The organism is Kitasatospora sp. GAS204B (assembly GCF_029892155.1).
GTDB lineage: Bacteria > Actinomycetota > Actinomycetes > Streptomycetales > Streptomycetaceae > Kitasatospora.
Genome location: NZ_JARZAG010000017.1, coordinates 82,379 through 106,763, shown reverse-complemented (window position 1 = coordinate 106,763; position 24,385 = coordinate 82,379). Strand labels below are relative to the sequence as shown.

Sequence of the window (24,385 nt, the reverse complement as noted above, 5' to 3'; positions counted from 1 at the left end):
GCATCCAAGGCGCTCGCAAGTGCGCACACACCGGTGTTCCCGGGGCTGGTGCGTCGAATCGGTCCCAGCGCCCCGGCCATGCGGCAGACTGGACAGCCGACGCCCTCCGTACGCGCCATGGCACCAACCGCGACGGGGGCGTGCTGCCGTCCGCTGGACCGGGGGGGCTTGCCCGGGTGGCACATCCGGGTGGCGGCGCCGGTCCCCGTGCCGAAAGAGGCGCCATGTCCGAGAGTCGATCGACCAGCCTTGCCGCAGAGTCGGCCGCCGCTCCCGCCACTCCCGCCGCTGGTCCTTCCGGTGCTTCCCATCCTGCTTCCGGGGTTTCTTCCGACTCACCCGAGATCATGCTCGAGCTGGTGGACGACGCGGGCGTGACCCTCGGCACAGCCGAGAAGCTCTGGGCGCACCAGCAGCCGGGTCATCTGCACCGGGCCTTCTCGGTCTTCCTCTTCGACCAGCAGGGCCGCCTGCTGCTGCAGCGCCGGGCGCTCGGCAAGTACCACTCGCCCGGCGTCTGGTCCAACACCTGCTGCGGCCACCCGTACCCCGGCGAGCCGCCGTTCGTGGCCGCCGCCCGCCGCACCGCCGAGGAACTGGGCACGGCCCCCGCCCTGCTCTGCGCCGCCGGCACCGTGCGCTACGACCTGCCCGACGAGGCCTCCGGGCTGATCGAGCGGGAGTGGAACCACCTCTTCGTCGGCCTGATGACGGACGACCTGCGGCCCGACCCGGCCGAGGTCGAGGACACCCGGTTCGTGACAGCCGGCGAGCTGAAGGAGCTCCAGGCGGCGAAGCCGTTCTCGGTCTGGTTCAACACGGTGTTCGAGGCGGCGCTGCCGGGGATCCGGGAGATCGCGGGCCGGGACTGGTAGTCCCGCTCGATCCGCCTTGCGGCGGTGCTAGAGCTGGACCGGGGGCGGCAGCGGCAGGGAGGCCCAGATCACCTTGCCGCCGTCCCCGGTCTGCTCCACGTCGCAGGAGCCGCCCGCCGCCAGCGCGATGCTCTTGACCAGCATCAGTCCGCGGCCGCCGGTCTGCTCCGTATCGCTCTCCACGGCCTTGGGCCGGTGCGGATGCCCGTCCTCCACCGAGACCCGCACCTGCCCGCCGCCGATCGCCAACTCGGTGGTCACCCGTGGCGAGAGCACCGCCGCGTGCGTCACGGCGTTGGTGACCAGCTCGGAGACGATCAGCAGCAGCCCGTCGGTCAGTTCCTCGTACCGCTCCCCCACCAGCCCCCGGTCCCGGAGCAGATCACGCACCACATGCCGCACCCGCGGCACCGAGCACTCGCGCGCCCCGGCGACGATCCGCCACAACCCCTCACCGGCCAGCTCCACTTCGACGCTCTCGACGCTCTCGACACTCTCGGCGACCATCGGTGCGCGCTGCCGCTGGGGCTGCTGTGGCTGCTGCAGTTGCTGTGGCTGCTGCAGTTGCTGTGGCTGCTGCAGCACTGTCGGCGTCGTAGCGCTCGTCCGCTCCACGTCCTGCCACCCTTCGTCCGGGCCTCGGGAGGCATCGCCGGCGCCGGCCGACTCCGGCCGACCATCCGGGAACGGGGCGTTCCGTTCAGGGCTCCCCTTCACTTCCGAGGCTAGGAGAGCCACCGGAATCCCCGTGCCCGGTCGAAGAACTTGCCCCCGCCAGACCGTTTCCGACCGACCATGACCACATCGGCCCACCCCTGCCCACCTTTCCCCACAGCGCCAGCGCAGGACCGTTCATCCACCGCCACTTCCCCCGAACCACCCCCACCCCACCGGGGCACCGCACACGGTCACGAGGGCCCCACCGCCGGCCGGCGTCGCCGGGGAAGCGCAGGTGAAAGGGCGTGAGGACCACTCCGAAAGCCTGATAGTGTTCTCTCTGTCGCCGCGGGGACAGCACAGAGAACCCCGAGGCACACACCCTGTCCGGGTGGCGGAATGGCAGACGCGCTAGCTTGAGGTGCTAGTGCCCTTTATCGGGCGTGGGGGTTCAAGTCCCCCCTCGGACACTTCGATACGTACATGAAATTTGCGGGTCGTGACTCAACAGTCACGGTCCGCTTTTTCATGTCGTAGACGAGGGTGAGGCCGAAGCTCTCGTAGATCGGTGCCTTGCGTTCGGGTTCGGCCTGGAGGAGACGGTCGGTGAGGTCTCCGAGGTCGCTGATCAGGCGTTCGATCTGTTGGTGGGTCAGCGGGGTCGGGGTTTCGGCGGTGAGCTGGTTGAGGCGTTGCTGGGCGGTGGCCTGTTGGAGTCGGGCTTCGTTGATCCACTGGGCGACGGTTGCGGGGTCGCCTCCTGCGTCGAGGGTGGCGCGGTAGCGGGTGATCTTGGCAAGCGCGGCCTCGACCTGGTTTCGGGCGGCCTGGACGGCGACCGGGTCGGGGGCGTTGGCGGTTTGCGCCTGTTGGATTTCGGTGATGGTGCGCTTGAGGCGGCCGGGGGCGAAGGCGGTGCCGATCCAGTGGTCAAGGGCGGGGAGGATGACGCTCTCGCGCAGGTAGACGGTGGGCGGGTGGTCGAGGGCTCGACTCTTGGCGTATTCGGCGGGGTAGCTGCATCGGTAGTGGGGGTGGCCGTTGTTGAAGGTTCCCTGCATTTTGCGGTCGCAAAGGCCGCAGCGCATGAGGCCGCGTAGCGCGTAGGTGCGGTTGGTCGGGCGGGGTTTGCGCTCGACGGGGTGGGGTGCGGCGGATTTGGTGGCGAGTTTGAGCTGGACTTGTTCGAAGTCGCCGGTGGTGATGAGGGGTTCGTGGGCGAGGCCGGCGGACTTGATCCACTTGTCGGGGTCGTTCCAGCGCAGTTTGGTGACGTGGCCAAGGGCGACGTCTTCGACGTCGAGGAGGATTTCGTCCTTGCGTTGGCGGTTCCAGACCTGGTGGCCGGTGTAGCGGGGGTTGAGGAGGATGGCGCGGATCGCGCTCTTGGCCCAGGCGTTGCCGTGGCGGTGGGGGTTGCGGGCGCGGTCGTGGGCGGAGGGGCAGGGGATGTTGTCGCGGGTGAGGCCTTCGGCGATGGCGTAGAGGCCTTTGCCGCGCAGGTATTCGTGGAAGATCCGCTGGATGACGGGGGCTGCGGTGGGGTCGGGTTCGAGGCACTGCAGGCGCTTGCCGTCGCGGGCCTTGATCGGGTTGGGGTGGGGTCCGGCGTCGGTGAGGCGGTAGCCGTAGGGCGGGCGGCCGCCGAGGTAGCGGCCTTCGAGGGCTGCTTGGGAGGCCATGGCGGTGCGGACGCGGATCTTGATGCGGGTCCGCTCACCTTTGGACATGCCGCCGAAGACGGACATGACCAGGTCGTGGGCTTCGCTGTCGGGGTCGATCGGGCCGCCGACCTCGGGGACCCAGAGTTGGACGCCGTAGTGGGCGAAGACGGGCTGGGTGAGGCCGTACTGGTTGCCGTAGAAAACGCGTTGGGGCTCCCCGATGACGACGGCGTCGAACCCTCGGTCGGGGTCCTTGAGGGCGGCGAGCAGGGTGGCAGCCTGGGGGCGGCGCTTCCAGGGCAGGGAGCGGGAGTAGCCGACGTCGAAGAACTCGGCGACGATGCGGCCGCCGGTGGGGGTGATGAGGGCTTCGGCACGGGTGCGCTGCCAGTTGCGGGAGGTCTCGGGGTCTTGGAGGTCCTCGGTGGAGACGCGTCCGGCGAACGCGAACGCGAGGGCGGTGGTGCTGGGGGTGGCGGGCATGGGCAGCTCCGGGCGGGACGGTTGGCGGTTGGTACGCCCCCGTCGTAACTCGGACGGGGGCGAAGGGCCAGCCGGTGCGGCGAGTTCACGGTGTGTCAGCTGGTGGCCGGGATCGTGTGGCGTGGGCCCGTTCGGCTTGGAGGAAGGCGAGGAGGGCGGCGGCAGCGGGACCGGTGAGGTGCGGTGGGTGTTCGGGGAGGATCACTGTGACCGTGACGGGTGGGAGTTCGCGGTGGTGCCCGTTGGGCCGCGTGCCCTCGGCGCCAGTGTGCTGCTGGTTCGGGGGTGCGGGCGGTGGGTGGCGGTCCTCGGTGGGCGGCGTACCGGGCATGTCAGTCCCGGTCCGACGCGGCGTGTTGCTGGAGGAGGGCGGCGAGTGCGCAGGCCGCTTGGTTGACGACGACGGAGTTCCCAAGTAGCCGGAGCCGAGCTGATCGTGAGATCCCGGGCACCGCGGTCCAGCCAATGGAGAACGCCATCATCCACTCCACGAACTCGGGCGCCAGGACCGGACTGCCGGTTCGTCCCGGGCAGGTCGGTGGGGGTGCCGGGCGGCCGAGAATGCCCTCCCAGCGGCGGATCGCCGGCTCGTACTCCCGCCAGTTGGTATGACGTGATGTCAGTTCTTCTGCTTGGAGGGACTGTTGGTGATGGCAGCGATCGCCGAGGGCAGGGAGAGGTCGCCCTTCGAGCCCTTCTGTCCCGGACTGCCCTTGGCACCGTCGCCGGCCAGCGGGGTGGGTAGCAGGACCGGCACCGTGGCGCCGAGACCCCTCACGTCGCAGTCCGCCGCGGTGATACCGGTGGTATCCGGATTCGGGCCTGGTGTCCGGTACGGAGCAGCGGGTGTTTCGACCGGCGACAGGGTCAGGGCGATCTGCGTGCGGAGGTTGAGGCCGCGTCCGGTGGGCCGGGTCCGGTTGGGGCCGGTGGAGTCGGAGGCGGTGGGGGTCACCAGCAGCCGCGCTGGTTGATATCCCCAGCAGGAACAGGCGATCCCGGCGGTGGGGTGCTCCAACGTCGCTTGCTCGTAGGCAGCGCCATGCGAGGTCGTACCCACTCGCGGCCAGGTCGGCGGTGACGGTGTCGAGTCCGCGTCGGCGCAGAGCGGGTACGTTCTCCACGAAGACGAAGCGGGGTGCCAGTACGCGAACGGCCTGAGCGATGGTGCGCCAGAGTCCACTGCGGGTGCCTTCCATGAGGCCGACACCGCGTCCGGCATACGAAATATCCTGACATGGGAACCCGGCGGTCACGATGTCCACGCGCGGCACGGTGTGCCAGTCGACGGCAGTGAGGTCACCGAGGTTGGCGACGTGCGGGAATCGGTGTGACAGGAGCAGGGCGGCGGCGGGGTCGTTGTCGGCGCACCAGGCAAGGCGGGCGTCGAGGACGGCTTCGACGGCGAGGTCGAGGGCGGCGGTCCCGGTGCACAGGCTCCCAATCCGCAGCGCGGGCCCGGTCGGAGTGGGGGCCTGCGGGCCGGGGTTGACCGACCCGCAGGCGGTGGTGACGGTCACGCGGTCGCACCCCCAGCGGGGACGGCCTCAGCAGTCTGACGGGCCGTCACCATTGCATTGTTGGAGGGAGTTCGCGGGAAGCGCAGGACCAGGACGTCCTCGTGCACGATGAGGTGCATGGGGACCCCGGCGGCACGAGCGGCACGCACGTTCTTCAGCTGGAAGAAGGAGGGCCGGGCGACCAGTTCACCATCGCGCACGCCCGCGAGCAAGGCCACGCACCGCTCAACGGGGGTGAGGCCCGCGGCCTGTCCGGCGGCGAGGACAGCGGCGGGCAGGTCGACGAGTTCACCGTGGTGGCGCCACGGTCGGGCGGTGACGGCCACATGGGCGCCCGGCGCGAGCAGCGGCAGGCAACTGGTGAGGATCGCGGTGAAGGCGTCGAGGAGTTCGTCGGTGGGGGCGTGAGCGAGGTTGGCAGGGTTGGTGCCGTAAGTGGCGTCGAACTTGTTGATGCCCGCTCGGTGGGTGTCGCGGGTGGCGTTCACCCGGCCGTGGGCGGAGGCACCGTAGGGCGGGGAGGTGAGCAGGAGTTGGACCTGGCCGTGATGCTCGGCGCCGAGGAGGGTATGGGCGTGGCGGGCGTCGCCGGTCGTGACGCTGGCTCGGCCGGTGGCGCCCTGGGTGCGGGCGAGGTGAAGGTTGGCGCGGGCGACGGCGGTCCAGCGGCCCTCGAGCTCGACACCGACGGCGTCGCGGCCGCAGTGGACGGCTTCGACCAGTGTGGTGCCGATGCCGCACATCGGGTCCAGGACGAGCTGGCCCGGGTTGGTGTAGGTGGTGACGGCGTGCGCGGCGATGGCGGGAAGCATCTTGGCGGGGTGGGCTGCGGAGGCGGGGGTGTAGCGGTCGCGGCGCTGGTTGCGGGCGTCGTTCTGCGCGGTGACCCACACCGAGGTGGGCAGCGAGGCGAGGATCACCGGGGCCGCGAGGGTGCCCGGGGGCCGGGCAAACGACGGAGCGGCGGCGGTGGGAAGGTCCTGAGGCTGGGCGGTCATCGCAAGCTCCTCGCGGTGGAATTGGGCGGGGCGGGGACTACTCACGGCTTGATGAAGGCGAACAGGTCGTTGTGGATGACGTTGTGTCGGCCGGGCCAGGGCTGGGTGTGGTGGCAGACGCAGTCCTGGCGGTGCCGCACACGCGCCGGGATGGCCGGGGTGAGGCGACCGTCGGTGCCGGTGGCTTCAGCGGCGACGATGTGCTGGAGGTAGACCAGTCCGCTGGCCCGGGCGTGGGCGACGAGGTAGCCGGCGGTGTCCTGCGCGATGTTCTGACGGGACGTCATCACCATGACGCCGTCGGGCCTGAGCGCGTGGGCGCAGGCGTCGGTCAGGGCGGCGAGCTGGGCGTGGGTGGTGAAGGCGTGCGGCGCGGCGATGGCGAGCTGGGCGCTGCCGTGGTGGTGGTCAGCGCTGGTGGAGTGGGTGTCGGGGTGACCCCGGCGCAGCAGGGCGAGGGAGGCGACCCGGGCGGCCTCCTGCTGGAGGTGGGCGTAGGCGAGGTCGGCGTCGTGGCGGGTGCGGGCGAAGCCGAGCACCCGGCGACCGGTGGTGACGGCGGCGATCAGGCAGGAGCCGTTGCCGGCCTCGGGGACGTAGACGAGGTCGCCGGGAGCGGTGAACGCCTCCACGATCTGCCGAGCCAGGCCCAGGGGCAGGCGGTTGGCGCACGCCGCGCCGATCGGGGTCTCGCAGACCGGGCAACAGCCGGCCAAGGGCTCGGTCAGCCAGACCGAGAGCGGTACGGGCTTGCTCGTCGTGTACGTGCGGGAGTTGGGGCAGTGGTCGGTGTTGGTGGCGGTAGTGGGCTCGCTCATGGGCGTCGGCCCGATGGTCACCGTAGGACGTTGACAACCAGGGAAACGGCGATACGGTCCGGTTTCTAACAGCACTCAGCGAGAACGCTGGCACGAAACCGCGTCGACCCGTGCTCCACAGCCGTGATCGACTGAAGCCATGAGCGTGTCGGTAGATGTGTTCGTCGTCGGCGAAGACGGCAAGATGGACCTGCTGGATGTCCCCGGAGGGCAGCTCCGACCTCGCCGGCTTCGAGCGCTCGCGTACCTCAGTGTGGGGGGTCCGAGGCTGTGCGCTCCTTGGGGGCGACGTTCTTCCCGGTCTTGGCCAGCGGTGACTGGCTCAAGGTGGCGCCGGACCGGGTGGCGGACTTCCTCGGTGAATGCGCCTTGATCCGGAGCAACATCGAACTCGTCGCCCCCAGCGGCGAGTCGGCGGAGTCGCATGCGGCGCACGTTCAGCAGGTTTCGGAACGACTGCGGAACATTGAGGACGCTGCTGCGCTGGACATGCCCTTTCGGGACCACAGGAAAAGCCCGGCGGACGGCCCCTGATCAGCTCTTCGGCGGCTCGGCTGGCACGACCGGGCCGTCGCTGTGCCGGATCCAGCCGTGTTCCTCTCACTCAAGCCCCACCTGTGCACGACCCAGTCCCCGCTGACGGTGCGCCGCGCACCGTCGGCGGCCTACCCGGCGCCGACCCCATCCCGTACCTGCCGGTCGACCCGACGCTGATGGTGGAGATCGAAGCAGACCAGGCCGCGCCGCCGGAGGTCGCGAGGTTCAGGCACCAGACGCGAGCCGTCAGGATCCGAGCCGACCTTGACGCGGACGATCTCTAGCCGATCAACTGTTCGGCAGTTCCGGCGGTTGGCCTGCGCTCACCGCACACGCACATCAGATTTCGATGGCGCTCAGTCTTCTGCGAGAGCATCGAGCAGGTCCCGGATGGTCTGGGTATCAGCGCGTGCCGGGACCGGCGCCATCGTCTCCGGATTCGACTCAAGCACGGCAACCACCGGAGCATCGGCAGGCAGGAGCCCCAGGAACCAGGCGATCGTGTCGGCCCATTCGCCGGGCAGAGCATCCTCAAGAACCAGGTTGCGGTGTTCGAAGTAGCTGCCGTGGCGCTCCGTATTGTCGAGTTCGACGTAGAAGCCGAGGTAGTCCTGCCTCGTGATGGGCTCCTGCTTCTCGTAGCAGCGGGCCTGGGGAAAGCGCTGGCGCAGATGGGCCTGGAACTCATCGCGACTGAGCTGCCAGGCGGCTCCGGGAGGTGCCGCGACGAAGATTCCGTCCATGTGCTGTGCTCCTTGGTCTGGCTAAGTCGGGTCAGGGGACGACACGAACGTTGCTCTTGGTGACATGCTGCGCCGCGAGGATGTACTGCCAGTATCCGACCGTTGCTGGGTCTGGGGTGTCGACTTCCAGGTACTGGGCGTGGTTAGCCGGGTTGTCGATGGCGGCCTGGTAGCGGGAAAACTCGTCAGAGTCCTTGCCCAGAAAGATGTTGCTCATGAAGTTGTCTTCCTGGAGGCCCTGGAGGGTCCGCGGACTGCAGCCCATCTTGCGCACGTTCTTCGCGTCGATCAAAGCCCCGTCGGCCGGCCGGTAGCCGTCCGCCCACACGGTCTCGCCGTTGGCGCCGGGCACCTGCCGCTCGGGGCTGCCTGCCACCCGGACCTGGTAGGCGCGGTCGGCAGCGGTGCCATAGTTCGCGCCCCGGTCGGGCAGCCCAGCCGCCCAGGCGGCAGCCGCCGCTTGCTGGCTCGGGGTGTACAGCGGGTACGGAGGCGGAACGGGTGGGGCGACCGGAGCCGAGATCAGGTTCCCGCTCGGCGTCACGGGCGGTGTCACGGCCGCCAGGTTCGTCGGTGTGGCCGCGTCGACGGTGACCGTCGAGGTGGCGGCGGCTGCGGTGGCAAGGCCGGCGGTCACCGCCAGCTTCGCCGCCAACTGCGAGACCACGGCTTCCGCTTCGGCAACCGCGGTGGCTGCGGCGGCGTCGGCTTCGGCTGTCGCCAGTGCGTCAGCGGCGGCTGCCGCATCGGCGGCCAGGCCCGCGTCCGCTGCGGCCGCGGCAGCGTCAGAGCCGCCCAGGGTGAAGACGGTCAGCAGGACCCCGGCGGTGGTGATGACGCCGGCAGCCGTCGCCAGGCCGATCAGTGTGTCGCGGCAGTTGTCGATGGCGTCCGCGTACTGCTGGCAGGTGTCGTGCATGGTCCGGCACGCGGCTGACAGGTTCTCCATCAGCGGCAGCGAGTTGGCGACCGTTGTACCGCCGTGCGGGTGCGCGGTGTAGATCGTGGCCGCGTACGCCTGGAACGCGTCGAACGCCGCTCCGGAACACTCCTCCACCACGGTGCTCGCGTGGCGGCCGGCGTTGGTTTGCGCGTCGTCGATCAGCGAGGCGCAGTTCGCCCACACTCCGGCGGCGTGCCGCAGCTTGTCCGGGTCGCCCTGGGGCCAGAACTTTCCGATGACGGGAATCTCGTGGACCTGCTTGGAGCCGGTGACCATCGGCAGTGTGGCGGCGGCGTTGGTTGGCTCGCACTGGTCCGAGGACTGCTGCAGCCCGGACTGAGTATTGATATTTCCGGTGAGCGCCGCGGCGATGGAGTCCTCGACGGCGAGGTAGTTGCTGGCCATGGTCAGCAAGCGGCTGGAGATCGCGGCCATGCCCTGCCCGGCCTTGTCGATCGCGTTCACAATGGCCGTGGCGGCCGGTTCGTACTTGGAGGCGAAGGAGTGGGCGGTGCTGTCGTCTCCTGCCATGCCGGCGGTCGCGGCGAGGTCGCCTGCGACGCCAGAAGTTATGTTGAAGACGTAGCCCTTGGTGTCGAGGAATTGGACTGAGGCTTGGAATACGGTCCCCGGGTCTACCTGGAAGCCGCCTCCTTGGACGGCGTTCAGTCCCATCAGCTGTCCCCCCTTGGTATGTCTGATTTTCTGACCGTAACACTACTGTGGCAGTACGCGATGGCCTGGTCACCGAGAAGAGCGGGGGCGGCCTGCGGGGCTGCATCTGCTTCGAGGACGAGGCAGGCTTCACCCGCCATCCGCCCAAAGGACGCACCTGGGGCCGGCGAAGCCGCACCCCGGTCGTGACGGTCAGCGGCCGCCGCTCGGGACGTCTGTCGGTGGCCGGGCTGATCGCCATGCGGCCAGGCTCCCTCACCCGGCTGTGCCACCGCCTGCTCACGCACCCCGCGGGCAGAGGCAAGCACCGCAGCGTGGCGGGCGCGACTTCATCGCACTGATTGACGGCGTCCACCACCTGGTCAAGGCACCGACCGTGCTTGTCTGGGACCGCCTGAACGCCCACATCTCCCACGCCATGTGCGAAGCCCTCGGCTGAACCGACGGGTCTCGCTCAGCAGCACTGCCAGGTGAAGACCGCCTTGTCGAACCGCTTCGCGGCCAGGTCCTCTCGGCGGATCAGCCAGTAGAGGGAGCCCACGTCTCCCCACATCATGTCGGCGTCATCATCGCTGTCGATCTGCGCGAGCAGCACCCAGTTCTGGGCCTCGCTCGTCAGCTCCGGGGAATCCCATGCCGCTTGACCGCCGAGGAGGGCGTGGGCGACCTCGTACTCGACCGGGTTCTGGACGGACATCGGGTGGCCGCCGATGCGGTGGCTCGGGCCGTGCCAGGTCTTGCCGACGGCTTCAACGAAGGGCTCGGAGCAGATCGGGTGGTCGCGCGGATCCCAGCCGGGGCCACTGCCGAGAGCGCTCTGGGTGTCGGGGTGCCACGGGCCGAGGTCGGAGGCGGTCGCCTGCGCGGTGAGCCGGACCTCCGGATAGGCCGTCAGGCCTTCGGGGGTGGGGTGCTCGAGGGTCTCCGTTTCGGCGGGCACGTAGAGCACCCGGGCGCCGTCCCAGCTGTCCCGGTCATCGGCCAGGACCAGGGCGTCGCCGTCGTCCAGTTGGCCGTCGAAGTAGAAGAACAGCAGCGTGCCGTCCTGCGGGAGCGGCATGTCGAGCTCGCCCGTCGGCAGCGCGGCGCAGTCGACGGAGGCCACGAAGGACAGTGGCCCGTGCCCCTCCCAGACGGGCCACTCAGTTCCGTGCGGCAGCTCGGGGGCACCGCCGAGCCGGCCGGCTGACCTCCCGTCGGCTCCGGCCGCGAGACGTGCGCATGGCCGGAGCAGGCTGGTCCATTTCTCCGCGATGTCCGCCGGCAGGTGCTGGTGGGCGAGGGCGGACAGTTCGGCGTTCCACGAGGTCATGCGTCGATGATGGCGGCCACCTCTGACAGTGAGCCGCCGTCAGGAGCCTTCTTCAAGAGGCTCCGAAGAATTTCTTCGACGAGTTTTCCGGGCCCGGGGCGAGGTCGCCGCATCGCCCCGGAGGCGGGTTTTTACGCAGGTCAGCGGCGTGATGGAGGTGGGGTGGAGGCGGGCTGCCTCCACCCCACCTCCGTGCCGTCCCCAGGGTGGCTCCGCGGCTGCTCCGCCCCGTCCCAAGATCGTCTCCGGGGCGACTCCGAGGCCCTTGGCGCACTCGATCCACTCGGCGATCACCGCCGATGACCTCGGATCGAAGGAGCACAGCCGTGGACATGCGTACGACTTCTGGCAAGCCGGTGGAGCCGCTTCAGCTCGTGGAGCAGGAGATGCGCAGGCTCGTCGAGCGGCGCGTGCCGCTGACCCTGTACGTGGCCGACCTCGATGCCGCGCTGCCGGACGGCTGGCTGGACATGGCGTCGTTGCGGGCGCTGCTGCTGCACCCGACGGTCGGGTTCGCGGCGCGCGGGGCGATCTGGGTGCGGCTGCTGCGGCTGACCCGAGCCGGTGGGCAGACCGGTGAGGACTGGCGGGTCGCGACGTGCGCGATGGCGCTGCCGGGGCTGTGGCGGATCGCCGCTCGGTTGCGGCGGGAGGTGCCGGAGCTGGCGGTGGAGGTGCAGCAGGTGATGCTGGCCGGGTTCTGGGACGCGCTGGTGACGGTGCGGGAGCGGACGGAGGTGATGGCGGAGCCCGGGCGGATCCCGTCGAGCCTGTGTTGGGCCGCCGATCGGGCGGCGCGGACGTTCCGTGACCGGGAGACGGAGCACGGGCGCCGCACGAGCGGGCTGCGGGACGGGGAGCGGCAGGAAGGTGCGGTGCTGAACCCGGAGACGGTGCTGGGGTTGGCGGTTGCCGAGGGTGTCCTGTCGCAGCGGGCGGCTGACCTGATCGCGGTGACCCGGCTGGAGGGGGTGCCGGTGCGGGTGTTGGCCGAGCGGTCGGGGTGCTCGCCGGAGTCGGTTGGGATGCGGCGTCGGCGGGCCGAGGTGAAGCTCGTCGCGGCGCTTCGGGAGGGGCGGCTGGACTGCACGACGACGGTCGATCTGATGAGCGAGCGTTAGAAAGCGCTGATCAGAGTGTTTTGACTGGGTGAGAAGGGAGTGCGGCCCCACTGCGGTGGGGCCGGCGCTTGGCATCGAGGGGCCTCGCCGCGGACGTTGACACCCGCTGCCCGCCGCCCGACCCGCGAGGGGAGGTGCGGCCCGATGGAGCCCCCGGCCGAGCGCCCGACCACCCGCGCCCCCTCTCCCCCGTCGACCGAGCCCAGCCCGGTACGGCCCCTCCTCTTCCTTGGGAGTTGTCCATGCGCTCTGCCCGTCTGCTGCAGCCTCGTCGGCCACCGTGGTCCGTGGTGGTCGTCTCCAGCACGGTGTTCCTGACGCTCGCGGAGGCAGGCGACGCGTTCGCGATGACGGTGGTGGTGGCCGGTCCGGCGACGATCGACCAGGTCTTCGGGAACATCACGCTGTGGATCACCGGGATCGTCGCCACGGTGGCCACGACCTTCCTGACCATCGGGGGGCTGCGCTACCTGCTGGCCGGGGGTGACCCGGGCGAGGTGATGAAGGCGAAGGGCGCGGTCAAGTCCGCCGGGATCGGTTACATGCTGGCGATCCTCGCCCCGGTGATTCTGGACGTGCTCAAGGGCCTGGTCGGTAGCAAATGACGCCATGTCAGCGCTGTTCGCGGCGGCTGGTGTGGGTCGTGCTGGTGATGCTCACCGTCGTCCTGCTCTGCTCGCAGCAGGCCGCCCACGCCGACCCGGGCTGGCCGCAGCCCGCGCCTGGCGCGAGTCCGGCGGCGCCGGTGTCGGCGCCGCCTCGGGCGGATCCCGGGCCGCCGCCGAGCGCGCAGGAGCCGTCGCCCGGTCTGACGCCTTCGCCATCGGTCGGCGAGACGCCACGGCCCACACCGACTCCGACCGCGTCGCCAGGACCTGCACCTTCACCAGTTCCTGACACTGGATCAGGCGACGGGGGCTCCGCGTCATGGTGGGACATTCCCGGGCAGGTCCGTGAGGCGATCACAGGTTGGCTGGGCGACCTCATCAAGCCCGTCGTCGACCCGATCTTCAACGCCCTGGTCCCGGCCCTGCTCGCCACCCCCGACGCTGCGGCGTTCACGCGGGTGCGGGAGTTGTGGGAGGCCATGCGTTTGATCGCACTGGCCGGCTACGGGTTCTTCGTCCTGGCCGCCGGTCTGACCGTCATGACCCACGGGAGTGTCCAGCAGCGCTGGGGAGTCGGCGATCTGCTGCCCCGTCTGGTGCTGGGGATCGCCGCCTCGAACCTCTCGCTGACGCTGTGCGGCACCATGTCCATGATCGCCAACGCGATCACCGCGGCGATCCTGGGCGACGGGGTCAGCGCGAACGATGTCGCCGGGACCATGATCGGGCTGTTCCTCGCCAATCTCTCGGGCACTGCCGCGCCGTACATGCTGGTGTTCCAGCTCGTCGCGCTCACCCTGGCCGCCGTACTGGTGGTCACCGTGCTGGTGCGCACGGCGGCGATCATCGTTCTCACCGTCGCGTCGCCGCTGATGCTCGCCTGCCACGCCCACCCGGTCAGTGACGGCATCGCCCGGCTGTGGTGGCGCGCCTACCTCGGCTGCTTGGGAACCGAGATCGCCCAGGCCGTCACGTTCCTCGTCTGTGTCAAGGCACTCCTCGACCCGGACAACTACGGCCTCGTCCCCAACGTGAGCGCCAGGCCGCTGATCAACCTGATGCTGATCTGCTGCACTCTCTACCTGCTGATCAAGATCCCGTCCTGGATCCGACGCATCGTCACCACCCCCGCCCGCACCATCACCGGCAGCATGGCAGGGCCGAGGATGCCGGGGATTCGAATCCTGCGAAAGATCGCGATCGGTGCCGCGCTCGGCATGCCGCTGGGACCGTACGCCTTCGGCGCTCGGCTGGCCGGCCGGTTCCACGCGGCGCGAGGAGCAGCCCGGGCAGCGTCCACTACCGGCGGCGCGGCGACCGGCGGCCCGAGCGGTGCTCCTCGTGGAGGCGGCCCCGGCCCCGGGGGGCCCGGTGGTCCCGGAGGCGGCCCCGGCGCAGGCCGTCCCGGGCCGGGCCGTGGCGGTCCGCGCCCCGGTGGCACTCCGCCCGCCAGCGGTAGTCCCGGGACCGCCGGCGGCAGTGGCCCCAGTGCCGGCCCGAGCGCTGGCGCAGCGCCGTCATACCAGTGGGGGCAGCCCCGCCGGAACGCTCCCAGCAACCAGATGACCACGCCGAATCCACCGCCCGGCTCCGCACTACCGTCCGGCAGTGCCACCACGCCGGGCAGCCGCTCCGGGCCTACCGGGCCACAGCCGAACCCCGGCAACCCCAGCTCCCAATCGCCCAAACCCGGCACTGGTACCGGCCGCACCGTCCCACCGCCGCCCGCCGTGCGGCCCGCGGCCGCCACCAATCTGCGCCCCGCTCGCGCCAACCTCCCGCCCCCGATCCCCCGCCCGGCGCCGCTGCGCCCGCCCTTGGACGACGACGGCGACGACGGCCGCCGCAAGAGGAGTTGAACGACCGTGAGCCCGTACTCCCACGACGACGGCTGGCCGCCGCCCGTCAAGATCCCCGCCGAGGTAGAACGAGAGGACGCTGTCCTCGGGCCGCTGTCGGCACGTCAGACTGTGCAACTTGGCGCTGTGGTAGTCGTGTTGTGGCTCGGCTACCAGGCGACGAAGCGGTTCATCCCGCCCCTGTTCTACCTGGCGGCCGCTGTCCCGCTCGCCACTGCGGCCGGTCTCGCGGTCCTCACCCGCCGCGAAGGTCTGCCGCTCGACCGCTGGCTGCTGGCCGCCTGGCACCACCACCGCTCCCCGCGACGACTCATCCCCGCCGCTGCCACCAGCGACGAAATGCTGCCCTGGCAGGCCGCCGTTCAGCAGGCGCAGCCGGCGCCGCCCCTGGCCGAGCTGCGGCTGCCGATCGCGGACGTCAGACCAGATGGGGTGTTGGAGGTGGCCGGGGGCGGGCGGGTCGTGCTCAGCCGGGCGGGGACCGTCAACTTCGGTCTGCGGACCGGGGGCGAGCAGCGGGCGCTCGTCGCCGCCTTCGCGCGCTGGCTGAACGCCCTGACCGGTCCGGTGCAGATCCTGGTGCGCACGCAGCGGCTGGAGATCGGCCCTGCCGTCGCAGAGTTGGAGCAGGCGGCGGCCGCGCTGCCACACCCGTGGCTGGAGGTGGCGTGCCGGGAGCACGCCGCCTTCCTCGCAGGCCTGGCCGCTGAGCAGGAGCTGTTGTCGCGTCAGGTGCTGGTGGCGCATCGCGAGACCGGCACAGATCGCGCGGCCGGGATGCACGCGCTGCGCAGGGCTGAGGAGGCGGCCGGGTTGCTCGCGGCGGCCGAGGTCCCGCTGCGGACGCTGTCCGGCGGCGATGCCTTCGCTCAGCTGGCCGCCGCGACCACGCCGGACGCACCCCTGCACCCCGATCCGGCGCTGCCGAACACGCCGGTCACCTTCTCCGACCAGGGAGATGTCCAGTGAAGCTCCCCCAGACGGTACCCGCTCTCGTTGGTCTGGGCCCGGACAGTGTCCAGATCGAAGCGCGGGTGCTGGCCGTCGGCGATCTGCTCGCCACCACACTCCTCGTCACCGGCTACCCGGCCGAGGTCGGCCCGGGCTGGCTGGAACCGCTCCTGACCTACCCGGGCCGCCTCGACGTCAGCCTCCACATCGACCCAGTGCCCGCCGGAATCGCGGCCGACCGACTGCGCAAGCAGCGCGCCCGCCTGGAGGCGACCCGGCGCAGCGGCGCGGGGCGCGGGCAGTTGGAGGACCCGGAGACCGAAGCCGCAGCTCAAGACGCCGCCGAGCTCGCCTGGCGCGTGGCACGGGGTGAGGGCAAGCTGTTCCGCCTCGGGCTCTACCTGACCGTCTACGCCGCCGATCGCGCGCAGCTGGCCGAGGAGTTGTCGGCGGTGCGGGCGATCGCCGAGTCGATGCTGCTTCGCTGCGAGGTCGCGACGTGGCGGGCGTTGCAGGGCTGGACCAGCTGCCTGCCGCTCGGCATCGACCAGCTCGGCGCGAAGCGAACCTTCGACACCGCAGCGCTCGCCGCCTGCTTCCCTTTCACCTCACCCGATCTTCCCGCCACCGACTCGCGTTCGTCGTCGGCCGTGGGGCCGGTGCTGCTCGGCCTGAACACCTCGGCCTCCGGTCTGGTGCTGTGGGACCGCTTCGCTCAGGACAACCACAACTCGGTCACCCTGGCCCGCTCCGGAGCCGGGAAGTCCTACCTCGCGAAGCTCGAGGCGCTCCGCCTCCTCTACCGGGGCGTGCAGATCTTCGTGATCGACCCGGAGGACGAGTACACCCGACTCGCCGAGGCTGTGGGCGGCACTACCGTACGCCTCGGGGCCGACGGGGTGCGGATCAACCCGCTCGACCTCACCGAGGAGGACGACGCCCCAGACGGGTTGACGCGCCGGGCCCTGTTCCTACACAGCTTCCTGGCCGTCCTGCTCGGCGGCACCCTCGACGCATCCGACAAGGCGCTGCTGGACACGGCGATCCTCACCGCCTACCGCGCCGCCGGCATCACCTCCGACCCCCGCACCCACGCCCGGCCGGCCCCGCTGCTGGCCGACCTCGCGCAGGCGCTCACCGAGGCCGCCGATCCCGCGGCACACCGCTTGGCACAGCGGCTGGCTCCGTACACGACCGGCAGCCACCGGCAGCTCTTCGACGGAGCAACGACCCACCCGACGCGAAGTCATCTGACGGTCTACTCGCTGCGCGAGGTGCCCGAGGAGCTGAAGGCCACCGCCACCATGCTCACCCTCGACGCTGCCTGGCGTACCGTCACCAACCCGCGCGAGCGTCGGCCTCGGCTGGTCGTCATCGACGTTGCGTGGCTGCTGATGCGCGAGGAGCAGGGCGCGCGCTTCCTTAACCGCATGGCCAAGGCCTCCCGCAAGCACTGGGCCGGGCTGTCCGTGATCACCCAGGACACCGCCGACCTGCTGGCCACCGACCTCGGCAAGGCCGTCGTCGCGAACGCGGCCACCCAGATCCTGCTCCGCCAAGCACCGCAGGCCATCGACGCCGTCGCCGACGCGTTCCGCCTGTCCGCCGGCGAGGCCGCTTATCTGCTCGCCGCGCCGGCGGGCCAGGCCCTGCTCTGCGCCGGGCCCGGGCAACGAGCCGCGTTCAGCAGCGTCGCCTCACCCGCCGAGCACCGGCTCGCCACCACCAACCCCGCCGAGGAGGCGCGGTGAGCCCGGCACCCGGCGGGCCCGCCGCCCCGTTCCTGATCAACCCCGGAGGCTGGTGGAGCCAGAGCGCGCAGCTGCTCTGGTCCCTCGCGGTGCGGAACTGGCCGGCCCTCGGCACCATGCTGGTCGGAGGCGCCACGCTGCGGTGGAGCGTGCGGTGGTGGGTCCACCGCTCCCGTCAGCGTCGCCTCACGGCCGAGGGGACCACCCTGGTGATCCTGGCCCCGCCCACCGTCGAGCCGCGCGCGGCGGAGGTCCTGTGGGGGCATCTCGTCGGCCTGCTCCGTCCCTGGTGGCAGCGCCTGGCCGGTGGCCAGCCACACATCGCGTTCGAGTACCGCTTCACCTCCGCCGGCCTGACCATCCGCCTGTGGGCACCAGGCGTGATCCCGTCCTCCTTGCTGCGGCGGGCCGTCGAATCGGCCTGGCCCGGCACCCACACCAAACTCGAACGGCCAGCCCCTGAGCTCGGCAAGGACCACCCGTTCGTCACCGGCGGCACGTTGCGCCTCGCCCGCCCCGAGATCCTCCCGCTCAAGACCGAGCATGGCGCCGACCCGCTGCGAGCGCTCCTCGGCGCCGGGCTCGGCCTGGCAGCCGGCGACGAAGTCACGGTGAGCGTCCTCGCCCGCCCGGCCACGGGTGCCCGGATCCGCCGCGCCAAGCACCAGCTCCGACAGCTCGGCACCAGCAGCGGCGCCAGCGGTCCAGGCCGACCCGCCCACCTCTTCGACCTGCTCACCCATCAACCCTCACGCGCGACGCCCGCCGGCCGGGATCCCGAGCAGAGCAGCGAGCTTCGGGCCGCCCTCGCGAAAGCGGCCGGACCGCAGTGGGAAGCCGCTATCCGGTACAGCGTCACCATCCCGACGGAGGGGACCGGTGAAGCGGCGGTCGCGGCGGCCCGGGCTCGCGGCCGAAGTCGAGCCCATGCCGTGGCCTCGGCCTTCGCGGTGTACTCCGGGCGGAACTGGTACGCCCGCCACCGACTGCGCCACCCCGCCGAGACTATGACGGCTCGTCACTTCCCGCGCCATGGAGACCTCCTGTCGGTGCCCGAGCTGGCCGCACTCGCGCACCTGCCCACCGACCCTGCCGCCCCCGGAGTCCAGCGAGCCGGAGCCCGCTCCGTCCCACCGGTCCCCGCGATCCCCTTGCCCGGCCCGTCCGTCAAACCGCTCGGCACCGCCGACACCGGCCCCGCCCGGCCCATCGGCCTCGCAATCGCCGACGCCCGGCACCACCTGCACATCGTCGGCGCCACCGGATCCGGCAAGTCCACCCTGATGGCGACCATGATCCTCGACGACGCCCGCGCCGGACGCGGCACCGTGGTGATCGACCCCAAAGGCGACCTCATCCACGAACTCCTCACCCGCCTACCGGAATCCGCACTCGGACGAACCGTCCTGATCGACCCAGACGACCACGCCCTGCCACCCCGACTCAACGTCCTGGAAGGACCGGATGCCGACGTCGTGGTCGACAATCTGGCCGGGATCTTCCGCCGGATCTTCGCCGCCTTCTGGGGACCGCGCACCGACGACGTGATGCGCGCCGCCTGCCTCACCTCAACGTCCTGGAAGGACCGGATGCCGACGTCGTGGTCGACAATCTGGCCGGGATCTTCCGCCGGATCTTCGCCGCCTTCTGGGGACCGCGCACCGACGACGTGATGCGCGCCGCCTGCCTCACCCTCATGACCTCCACCGCCACCCGAAGCACGGTCACACTCGCCGACCTCCCGCCCCTGCTCACCGACCCCCTCTACCGCCGCCGGGTCAGCCGCGGCGTCGACGACAAGGTGCTGCGCGGCTTCTGGGCCTGGTACGACCAGCTCTCCGAACCCGCCCGCGCCGCCGTCACAGCCCCGCTGATGAACAAGCTCCGCGCGTTCCTGCTCCGCCCCTTCGTCCAGCACACCATCGCTGCCGGCCCCTCCACCGTCGACCTCAGCACGGTCCTGGACGGCGGCCTCGCGCTCGTCCGGCTCCCCAAGGGCGTGCTCGGCGAGGACACCGCCCGACTGCTCGGCTCCTTCGTCGTCGCAAAGACCTGGCAGGCCGCCACCCAACGGGCCGGCCAACGCGAAGGCGCCCGACGCGACGCCGCGATGTACCTGGACGAGGCCCACAACTTCCTCAGCCTCCCCTACCCCCTGGAGGACATCCTCGCCGAAGCCCGCGGCTACCGGCTCGGCCTCGTCCTCGCCCACCAGAACCTCGCCCAGCTCCCCCACGACCTGCGCGAAGGCATCTCCGCCAACGCCCGATCCAAGATCGTCTTCAACGCCTCCCCCGACGACGCCCGCGACCTCGAACGCCACATGCGCCCCAACCTCACCGCCCACGACCTCGCACACCTCGGCGCCTACCAAGCCGCCGCCCGCCTGGTCACCCACGCCGCCGACGCCCCCGCCTTCACCCTGCGCACCACGCCCCTGCCCGCGCCCATCCCCGGACGCGCCGGCGAAGTTCGCCGCTCATCCCGCGCCACCTACGGCCCCGTCACCCGAAAGTGAGCCTGCCCATGCGCCTCACCACGACCGCCGAACCCCGCGTCCGAACCGCCTCCACGGCGCGCCGCCAGCCGCCGCTGCACACCCTCGCCTCCCGACTGACCGAGCGCGACCTGTGGCTGCTGGAGATGCTGCTCGAACACCACGTACTGACGTCCCATCACATCGCCGACCTCGCCTACACCTCCCGCCGCTCGGCCAACCGCCGTCTGGCCGCCCTCACCGACCTCGACCTCCTCACCACCTTCCGCCCCCAACTCCCGGTCGGCTCGGCCCCCACGCACTTCACCCTCGGCCGCTCCGGCGCCGCGCTGCTCGCCGCCCGCCTCGCCACCACCCCCGCCGCCCTCGGCTGGCAGTCCGACGCCCCCACCCGCATCGCCTTCTCCCCCACCCTCACCCATAACCTCGGCGTCGCCACCTTCTTCACTACCCTCGCCCACGACTCCACCTCCGCCTCGTACTTGAGCGCCTGGTGGTCCGAGCAACGCTGCCGCGAACAGTGGGGCGACCTCGCCCAGCCCGACGCCTACGCGACCAGCACCACCCGCGCCGGGAGCATCGCGTTCTTCCTCGAACACGACACCGGCACCGAGTCGCTGACGAGGCTGGCAGCCAAGCTCGACGACTACGCCGAACTCGCCCTCGCCACCCGAAGCCGCCCACTCGTCCTGTTCAGCCTCCACAGCCAGCGCCGCGAAGTGAACCTCCACCAGCGCCTGGCCGCCCACCGCGCCCTCGACCACCTCGCCGTCGCCACCCACACCCGCGACCAGCCCCTCTCCCCCGCCGGACCCGTCTGGCTGCCACTCGGGGCTGCAAACCGTCGGCTGCCGCTCGCCGACCTCCCCGACGGCTGGCCCACCGACCGGCGCCCCGCGACAGCCCCACCGACGACCGGCCTGCTCCGGGCCGCCAACCGAGCCGCCGTTCCCGCGCCGAACCCGCTCGCCCCCGGTCACCCCGCCCGGCCACGAGCCTGAGCCACCAGCACTCGTGGAGTCCGCAGCGGCCCGGGCAGGCACCGCGGCCGCCGCAGGCTGCCTCGCCGCCGCCTTCGTCCTCATCGCCGCGGCCACCGCCGTGGTCTCGGCCACCACCGGCGGCCTCTTCGACCCCTTCACCGGCACCGCCGGGACCAGTGCTACCGCGCGTGCCGACATCCCGCCGCGGATGCTGACGCTCTACCAGCAAGCCGCTCCCACTTGCCCTGGACTGCCGTGGACGATTCTCGCCGCGATCGGAAAAGTCGAGACCGACCATGGCCGCGCCCCCACCATGGTCTCCACCGCCGGAGCCGTCGGGCCGATGCAGTTCCTTCCCGACACCTTCGACCAGTACGCCCAACCCGTCCCACCCGGCGGCGCCAACCCGCCCACCCCGTGGGATCCCGCCGACGCCGTCTACGCCGCCGCACGCCTCCTCTGCGACAACGGTGCACGCGACGCCCGCGACCTGCACGCCGCGATCTACGCCTACAACCACGCCGACTGGTACGTCACCCAAGTTCTCGCCCAGGCCCACCAGTACGCACAAGCAGCCGACCAGCAGACCACCCCCGCCCCACCGCCCAACCAGGCCACCGCGACCGCCATCGCCTTCGCCCGCTCAAAGACCGGCACCCCCTACGAGTGGGGCGGCACCGGCGAACCCGGCCACGGCTACGACTGCTCCGGCCTCACCCAAGCCGCCTACGCAGCAACCGGCATCACCCTCCCCCGCGTCGCCCAAGACCAGTACGACGCCACCCCCAAGGTCCCCGACACCGCCCCGCTCCTGCCCGGCGACCTCGTCTTCTACGGCACCTCCCTTGCCAACATCACCCACGTCGGCCTCTACGTCGGCGCCGGACAGATGATCGACGCCGCCCACACAGGAACCACCGTCCGCACCGAGCCCTACCGCCATCCCGGCGACCACTACGTCGGCGCCACCCGACCAGCCCCCTGAGCACACCAAGAAGCGCACCCAACCACCGGGCGGACACCGCCAAACGGGTAGGTGCGCGCACACCCGCAGCCGAGACGTGCGCACCCACCGAACCGAACACCCCCAGGAGCAGCACGACCGTGAGCGACACGCACCCGATCTCGCCCCCGACGCCTGCCGAGATCCGCCGCACCGGGCTCGTGCTCAGCGCCGGCACCTGGATCCTCATCATCGCGGTGTGCACCTTCTCTGCCATGACGGGCACTCAGTTCATCGGTGCGCACTCCCCCTGGCACTGGTCCGGCTGGATCCTCGCCACCAGCATCGACGTCGCCTTCGTCATGTCCCTCCAAACCGACGCCACCCTCGCCCGATACGGCGTCAGAAGCGGCCACTGGCCCGCCGCCTTCCGCCTGCTGACCGGTGCCTTCTCGGTCTTCGTGAACATCGGAGACGCCGCCCTCCACCACGACCCCGTGGGCATCGTCGTCCACCTGATCGCCCCCGCCCTCCTCCTCGTCCTCGGCGAAGCCGGCCCCGCCTGGCAACTCCAACTGGTCAACCTCCGCCAAGGTGCACACCCCATGAGCGCATCAAGCACCACCCCAGATGACCGGGGTGCGCACCTCATCCCCGAGGTGCGCACCCCCGAAACCGACCCGCCAGCCGACGCCGAAGAGGCGCGATCACGGATCCTCCAAGGCCGGCTCGACGGCCTGAGCCAACGTGAGACGGCCCGCTGGGCCCACCGCAGCCCCACCTTCGTCCGCAAACTCTGGAACACCATGGACGACGACCTCAGCGGCCTGCCCTGAAAACGGAGCGGGAGGTGCGCAGCTCAAAATCCGTCATCACGCTCCAGTGACATTGAGGAGCTGAGGCTGTCCTGGATCAGTTCGTGCAGGCCTCGACGCCAACAGGAACTCCCCGCCTGCGTAGGCGAACCGCCAGGAACTCCATCTCCGCCCGTGTCCCGACCAGGCCCTCGCGTCTCAGCTCGTCGGCCTGCTCGCGGGCCTCACGCAACGATGCTCCGAAGACTTCCCGAAGGACTTTCAGGGCAGAGAGCAGGCTCGGCATCGGTCCAGCCACCCGCAGCCGCGCAGCCCCGTGAGCCGCGAGCAGAGCGTTCCGGACATCCTCGGGCGGCCTCCCAGGACCGGCGTTCTCGCACCCGGCCAGGCCGCAGGTCGCACACGAGATCTCGGAGTCCCACCACAGCTCGTCACTCTGGATGAACTGATTCACCTGGCGCACCATAGTGCCCGCGCAGGCACTACAGCGCACTTCGATCCTTGCCGTCTGACCAACCACCCAGGCTCCTCGGCTTTCCCTGTCGTGCCGATCCTCGCGCGACCAGAGCGGGCACCGGAGTCCACCCCGTGGGTCAGACAGCAGGGCCGACCATGACCGGATACTCGGCAACGCCGGCGAGGGACACCCCGTACCCTCGCCTCACTCCCCTCGTGGGTCTGATCTTTAACGCCGGTCCCTAACCCACGAGGCGGCGGCGCCAGTCCAGGGGAGCGACGGTGATGGCCCGGCCGGGGTCACGGTCCCACTCGGCGTGGAGGCCCACTGCTTCGAGGGCAGCCACGACCTCGTGGCCGACGGCTGCAGTCGTCTCGGACGAGCCGTCGAAGCCGCCGTAAAGGAGCATCAGTCCGTGGCCGGCCGCGGCGGAATCCGTGCACTGGGTGTGGAAGTAGACGAAGCCGCGCGCATCGGGCCCGCCTTCACCGCCAATCTCGGACTGGCCGCAGCTACGGCAACAGGTGAAGTTCTCGCGGGCGGTGACACCGACCTCCTGCAGGGCGGTGAACGCGCGAGTGAGCCGCTCGGGGTCGGTCTCGCCCTGCCATGCGGCTTGCTCCGCGACCCGCTCCAGCCACAACCGGTCGGCCAGCGCCTCCGCCTGCTCCCGCGAAACGGGCCGGCGTTCCTTGGTGACCAGGTACTCCTCAGCAAGCTCGGCCAGTTCGGCGCGGGAGGCGTAGCCGCCAACCAGCACCTCGCGGACGCGCTTCTCCAACTCCTCGCGCTCGTCTTCGTCGAGGTCGAGCGGCGGCACATCGCAGGCGGGGCCCATGTCCAGCAGCGACCAAGCCAGGCCACCGTCCCAACCGGCCTCCTGGCGGGCCCACCCGGTAATCGCCGCAATCACGACCTCGGGCCCGTCGGCCATCGCCTGGAAGTGCCGGTCAGCGGCACCGTCGCGGTACTCCAGTGTGTAGTCACCACCGGCCTTGTGCCAGACCTGGGCGAACACGTCAGGCAGGTCGGGTATCCGCTGGACCACCAGGAACCGGTCACCGTCACCACCGATTCGCCGGACCAACCCAGCCAGCTCCTCGGCGGACACACGGACGTGCCGCTTCCAGTTCTCCGTCTTCACCGCGATCTCGAGCATGCGCAGACTCTGACAC

At 70.8% G+C, this 24,385-nt stretch carries 23 protein-coding genes and 1 tRNA gene; 14 read left to right on the top strand and 10 right to left on the bottom strand.

The window, feature by feature from the left end; translation table 11 throughout:
- The first annotated feature begins 347 nt into the window (after positions 1 to 347).
- Complete coding sequence (gene idi, locus P3T41_RS22980) at positions 348 to 875, top strand: isopentenyl-diphosphate Delta-isomerase (RefSeq protein WP_280691883.1); 528 nt, start codon at positions 348 to 350, stop codon at positions 873 to 875.
- A 27-nt stretch (positions 876 to 902) separates the two neighbouring features.
- Here the strand turns inward: idi and P3T41_RS22975 are convergent, their stop codons facing one another.
- Complete coding sequence (locus P3T41_RS22975) at positions 903 to 1,460, bottom strand: ATP-binding protein (protein WP_348533685.1); 558 nt, start codon at positions 1,458 to 1,460, stop codon at positions 903 to 905.
- Positions 1,461 to 1,917: 457 nt separating this feature from the next.
- On the opposite strand from P3T41_RS22975, the gene P3T41_RS22970 reads away from it, so the two are divergent.
- Positions 1,918 to 2,002: transfer RNA gene (locus P3T41_RS22970), tRNA-Leu, on the top strand.
- Here the strand turns inward: P3T41_RS22970 and P3T41_RS22965 are convergent.
- The 4 genes from P3T41_RS22965 to P3T41_RS22950 all read right to left on the bottom strand — a co-directional run bounded on the left by P3T41_RS22965 (position 1,967) and on the right by P3T41_RS22950 (position 7,015).
- Positions 1,967 to 3,679, bottom strand: a complete 1,713-nt coding sequence (locus tag P3T41_RS22965) for a recombinase family protein (protein WP_280691882.1) — start codon at positions 3,677 to 3,679, stop codon at positions 1,967 to 1,969. The two genes, P3T41_RS22970 and P3T41_RS22965, sit on opposite strands and share 36 nt — an antisense overlap.
- A 619-nt stretch (positions 3,680 to 4,298) precedes the next feature.
- Positions 4,299 to 4,697: a hypothetical protein gene (locus P3T41_RS22960; RefSeq protein WP_280691881.1), complete on the bottom strand. Its 399-nt coding sequence runs from the start codon at positions 4,695 to 4,697 to the stop codon at positions 4,299 to 4,301.
- Positions 4,698 to 5,195: 498 nt separating this feature from the next.
- A complete protein-coding gene (locus P3T41_RS22955; RefSeq protein WP_280691880.1) occupies positions 5,196 to 6,197 on the bottom strand; it encodes a DNA methyltransferase in 1,002 nt (333 codons plus the stop codon).
- Positions 6,198 to 6,238: 41 nt separating this feature from the next.
- Positions 6,239 to 7,015: a hypothetical protein gene (locus tag P3T41_RS22950; protein ID WP_280691879.1), complete on the bottom strand. Its 777-nt coding sequence runs from the start codon at positions 7,013 to 7,015 to the stop codon at positions 6,239 to 6,241.
- Positions 7,016 to 7,294: 279 nt separating this feature from the next.
- Here P3T41_RS22950 and P3T41_RS22945 point away from each other — a divergent pair, with 279 nt between their 5' ends.
- A complete protein-coding gene (locus P3T41_RS22945) occupies positions 7,295 to 7,549 on the top strand; it encodes a hypothetical protein (protein WP_280691878.1) in 255 nt (84 codons plus the stop codon).
- Positions 7,550 to 7,908: 359 nt separating this feature from the next.
- On the opposite strand, the gene P3T41_RS22940 is transcribed toward P3T41_RS22945, so the two are convergent.
- Positions 7,909 to 8,295 (bottom strand): hypothetical protein, encoded by a 387-nt coding sequence (locus tag P3T41_RS22940; RefSeq protein ID WP_280691877.1) that lies wholly within the window; start codon positions 8,293 to 8,295, stop codon positions 7,909 to 7,911.
- A gap of 31 nt (positions 8,296 to 8,326) precedes the next feature.
- Positions 8,327 to 9,913 carry a restriction endonuclease fold toxin-2 domain-containing protein gene (locus tag P3T41_RS22935; RefSeq protein ID WP_280691876.1) on the bottom strand — a complete coding sequence of 529 codons (1,587 nt, stop codon included), beginning with the start codon at positions 9,911 to 9,913 and terminating at the stop codon, positions 8,327 to 8,329.
- A gap of 47 nt (positions 9,914 to 9,960) precedes the next feature.
- Between P3T41_RS22935 and P3T41_RS22930 the strand changes: the two genes are divergently transcribed.
- Positions 9,961 to 10,254 (top strand): hypothetical protein, encoded by a 294-nt coding sequence (locus P3T41_RS22930; protein ID WP_280691875.1) that lies wholly within the window; start codon positions 9,961 to 9,963, stop codon positions 10,252 to 10,254.
- Positions 10,255 to 10,367: 113 nt separating this feature from the next.
- On the opposite strand, the gene P3T41_RS22925 is transcribed toward P3T41_RS22930, so the two are convergent.
- Positions 10,368 to 11,225, bottom strand: coding sequence for a YwqG family protein (locus P3T41_RS22925; protein ID WP_280691874.1), 858 nt, complete (start codon positions 11,223 to 11,225; stop codon positions 10,368 to 10,370).
- 332 nt (positions 11,226 to 11,557) lie between these two features.
- Between P3T41_RS22925 and P3T41_RS22920 the strand changes: the two genes are divergently transcribed.
- The 10 genes from P3T41_RS22920 (at position 11,558) to P3T41_RS22875 (ending at position 22,774) form a co-directional block, all read left to right on the top strand.
- Positions 11,558 to 12,346 carry a hypothetical protein gene (locus P3T41_RS22920; protein ID WP_280691873.1) on the top strand — a complete coding sequence of 263 codons (789 nt, stop codon included), beginning with the start codon at positions 11,558 to 11,560 and terminating at the stop codon, positions 12,344 to 12,346.
- A gap of 242 nt (positions 12,347 to 12,588) precedes the next feature.
- Complete coding sequence (locus P3T41_RS22915; protein ID WP_280691872.1) at positions 12,589 to 12,951, top strand: pilin; 363 nt, start codon at positions 12,589 to 12,591, stop codon at positions 12,949 to 12,951.
- A gap of 482 nt (positions 12,952 to 13,433) precedes the next feature.
- On the top strand, positions 13,434 to 14,813 hold the full coding sequence (locus P3T41_RS22910; RefSeq protein ID WP_280691871.1) for a hypothetical protein: 1,380 nt from the start codon (positions 13,434 to 13,436) through the stop codon (positions 14,811 to 14,813).
- Positions 14,814 to 14,819: 6 nt separating this feature from the next.
- Positions 14,820 to 15,782: a PrgI family protein gene (locus P3T41_RS22905; RefSeq protein ID WP_280691870.1), complete on the top strand. Its 963-nt coding sequence runs from the start codon at positions 14,820 to 14,822 to the stop codon at positions 15,780 to 15,782.
- On the top strand, positions 15,779 to 17,515 hold the full coding sequence (locus P3T41_RS22900) for a DUF87 domain-containing protein (RefSeq protein WP_280691869.1): 1,737 nt from the start codon (positions 15,779 to 15,781) through the stop codon (positions 17,513 to 17,515). The genes P3T41_RS22905 and P3T41_RS22900 overlap by 4 nt, the downstream gene beginning before the upstream one ends.
- Positions 17,512 to 19,188, top strand: a complete 1,677-nt coding sequence (locus P3T41_RS22895) for a type IV secretory system conjugative DNA transfer family protein (protein ID WP_280691868.1) — start codon at positions 17,512 to 17,514, stop codon at positions 19,186 to 19,188. Before P3T41_RS22900 ends, P3T41_RS22895 begins: the two co-directional genes overlap by 4 nt.
- Positions 19,116 to 20,033: a type IV secretory system conjugative DNA transfer family protein gene (locus tag P3T41_RS22890; RefSeq protein ID WP_280691867.1), complete on the top strand. Its 918-nt coding sequence runs from the start codon at positions 19,116 to 19,118 to the stop codon at positions 20,031 to 20,033. Before P3T41_RS22895 ends, P3T41_RS22890 begins: the two co-directional genes overlap by 73 nt.
- Positions 20,034 to 20,041: 8 nt before the next feature.
- Complete coding sequence (locus P3T41_RS22885) at positions 20,042 to 21,013, top strand: replication-relaxation family protein (RefSeq protein WP_280691866.1); 972 nt, start codon at positions 20,042 to 20,044, stop codon at positions 21,011 to 21,013.
- A gap of 13 nt (positions 21,014 to 21,026) precedes the next feature.
- Complete coding sequence (locus P3T41_RS22880) at positions 21,027 to 21,980, top strand: bifunctional lytic transglycosylase/C40 family peptidase (RefSeq protein WP_280691865.1); 954 nt, start codon at positions 21,027 to 21,029, stop codon at positions 21,978 to 21,980.
- A gap of 119 nt (positions 21,981 to 22,099) precedes the next feature.
- Positions 22,100 to 22,774 carry a hypothetical protein gene (locus P3T41_RS22875; protein ID WP_280691864.1) on the top strand — a complete coding sequence of 225 codons (675 nt, stop codon included), beginning with the start codon at positions 22,100 to 22,102 and terminating at the stop codon, positions 22,772 to 22,774.
- 76 nt (positions 22,775 to 22,850) lie between these two features.
- Here P3T41_RS22875 and P3T41_RS22870 read toward each other — a convergent pair whose 3' ends face one another.
- Together P3T41_RS22870 and P3T41_RS22865 are read right to left on the bottom strand one after the other, a co-directional pair.
- Positions 22,851 to 23,207: a hypothetical protein gene (locus tag P3T41_RS22870; RefSeq protein WP_280691863.1), complete on the bottom strand. Its 357-nt coding sequence runs from the start codon at positions 23,205 to 23,207 to the stop codon at positions 22,851 to 22,853.
- Between the two features lie 244 nt (positions 23,208 to 23,451).
- Positions 23,452 to 24,369 (bottom strand): hypothetical protein, encoded by a 918-nt coding sequence (locus P3T41_RS22865; RefSeq protein ID WP_280691862.1) that lies wholly within the window; start codon positions 24,367 to 24,369, stop codon positions 23,452 to 23,454.
- Positions 24,370 to 24,385: the final 16 nt, after the last annotated feature.

Bases quoted from the DNA above. Each gene is read 5' to 3' on its own strand.
- idi (WP_280691883.1), top strand. From the start codon at position 348: ATGCTCGAGCTGGTGGACGACGCGGGCGTGACCCTCGGCACAGCCGAG.
- P3T41_RS22965 (WP_280691882.1), bottom strand. From the start codon at position 3,679: ATGCCCGCCACCCCCAGCACCACCGCCCTCGCGTTCGCGTTCGCCGGA.
- P3T41_RS22955 (WP_280691880.1), bottom strand. From the start codon at position 6,197: ATGACCGCCCAGCCTCAGGACCTTCCCACCGCCGCCGCTCCGTCGTTT.
- P3T41_RS22950 (WP_280691879.1), bottom strand. From the start codon at position 7,015: ATGAGCGAGCCCACTACCGCCACCAACACCGACCACTGCCCCAACTCC.
- P3T41_RS22940 (WP_280691877.1), bottom strand. From the start codon at position 8,295: ATGGACGGAATCTTCGTCGCGGCACCTCCCGGAGCCGCCTGGCAGCTC.
- P3T41_RS22935 (WP_280691876.1), bottom strand. From the start codon at position 9,913: ATGGGACTGAACGCCGTCCAAGGAGGCGGCTTCCAGGTAGACCCGGGG.
- P3T41_RS22925 (WP_280691874.1), bottom strand. From the start codon at position 11,225: ATGACCTCGTGGAACGCCGAACTGTCCGCCCTCGCCCACCAGCACCTG.
- P3T41_RS22920 (WP_280691873.1), top strand. From the start codon at position 11,558: ATGCGTACGACTTCTGGCAAGCCGGTGGAGCCGCTTCAGCTCGTGGAG.
- P3T41_RS22915 (WP_280691872.1), top strand. From the start codon at position 12,589: ATGCGCTCTGCCCGTCTGCTGCAGCCTCGTCGGCCACCGTGGTCCGTG.
- P3T41_RS22910 (WP_280691871.1), top strand. From the start codon at position 13,434: ATGCGTTTGATCGCACTGGCCGGCTACGGGTTCTTCGTCCTGGCCGCC.
- P3T41_RS22885 (WP_280691866.1), top strand. From the start codon at position 20,042: ATGCGCCTCACCACGACCGCCGAACCCCGCGTCCGAACCGCCTCCACG.
- P3T41_RS22865 (WP_280691862.1), bottom strand. From the start codon at position 24,369: ATGCTCGAGATCGCGGTGAAGACGGAGAACTGGAAGCGGCACGTCCGT.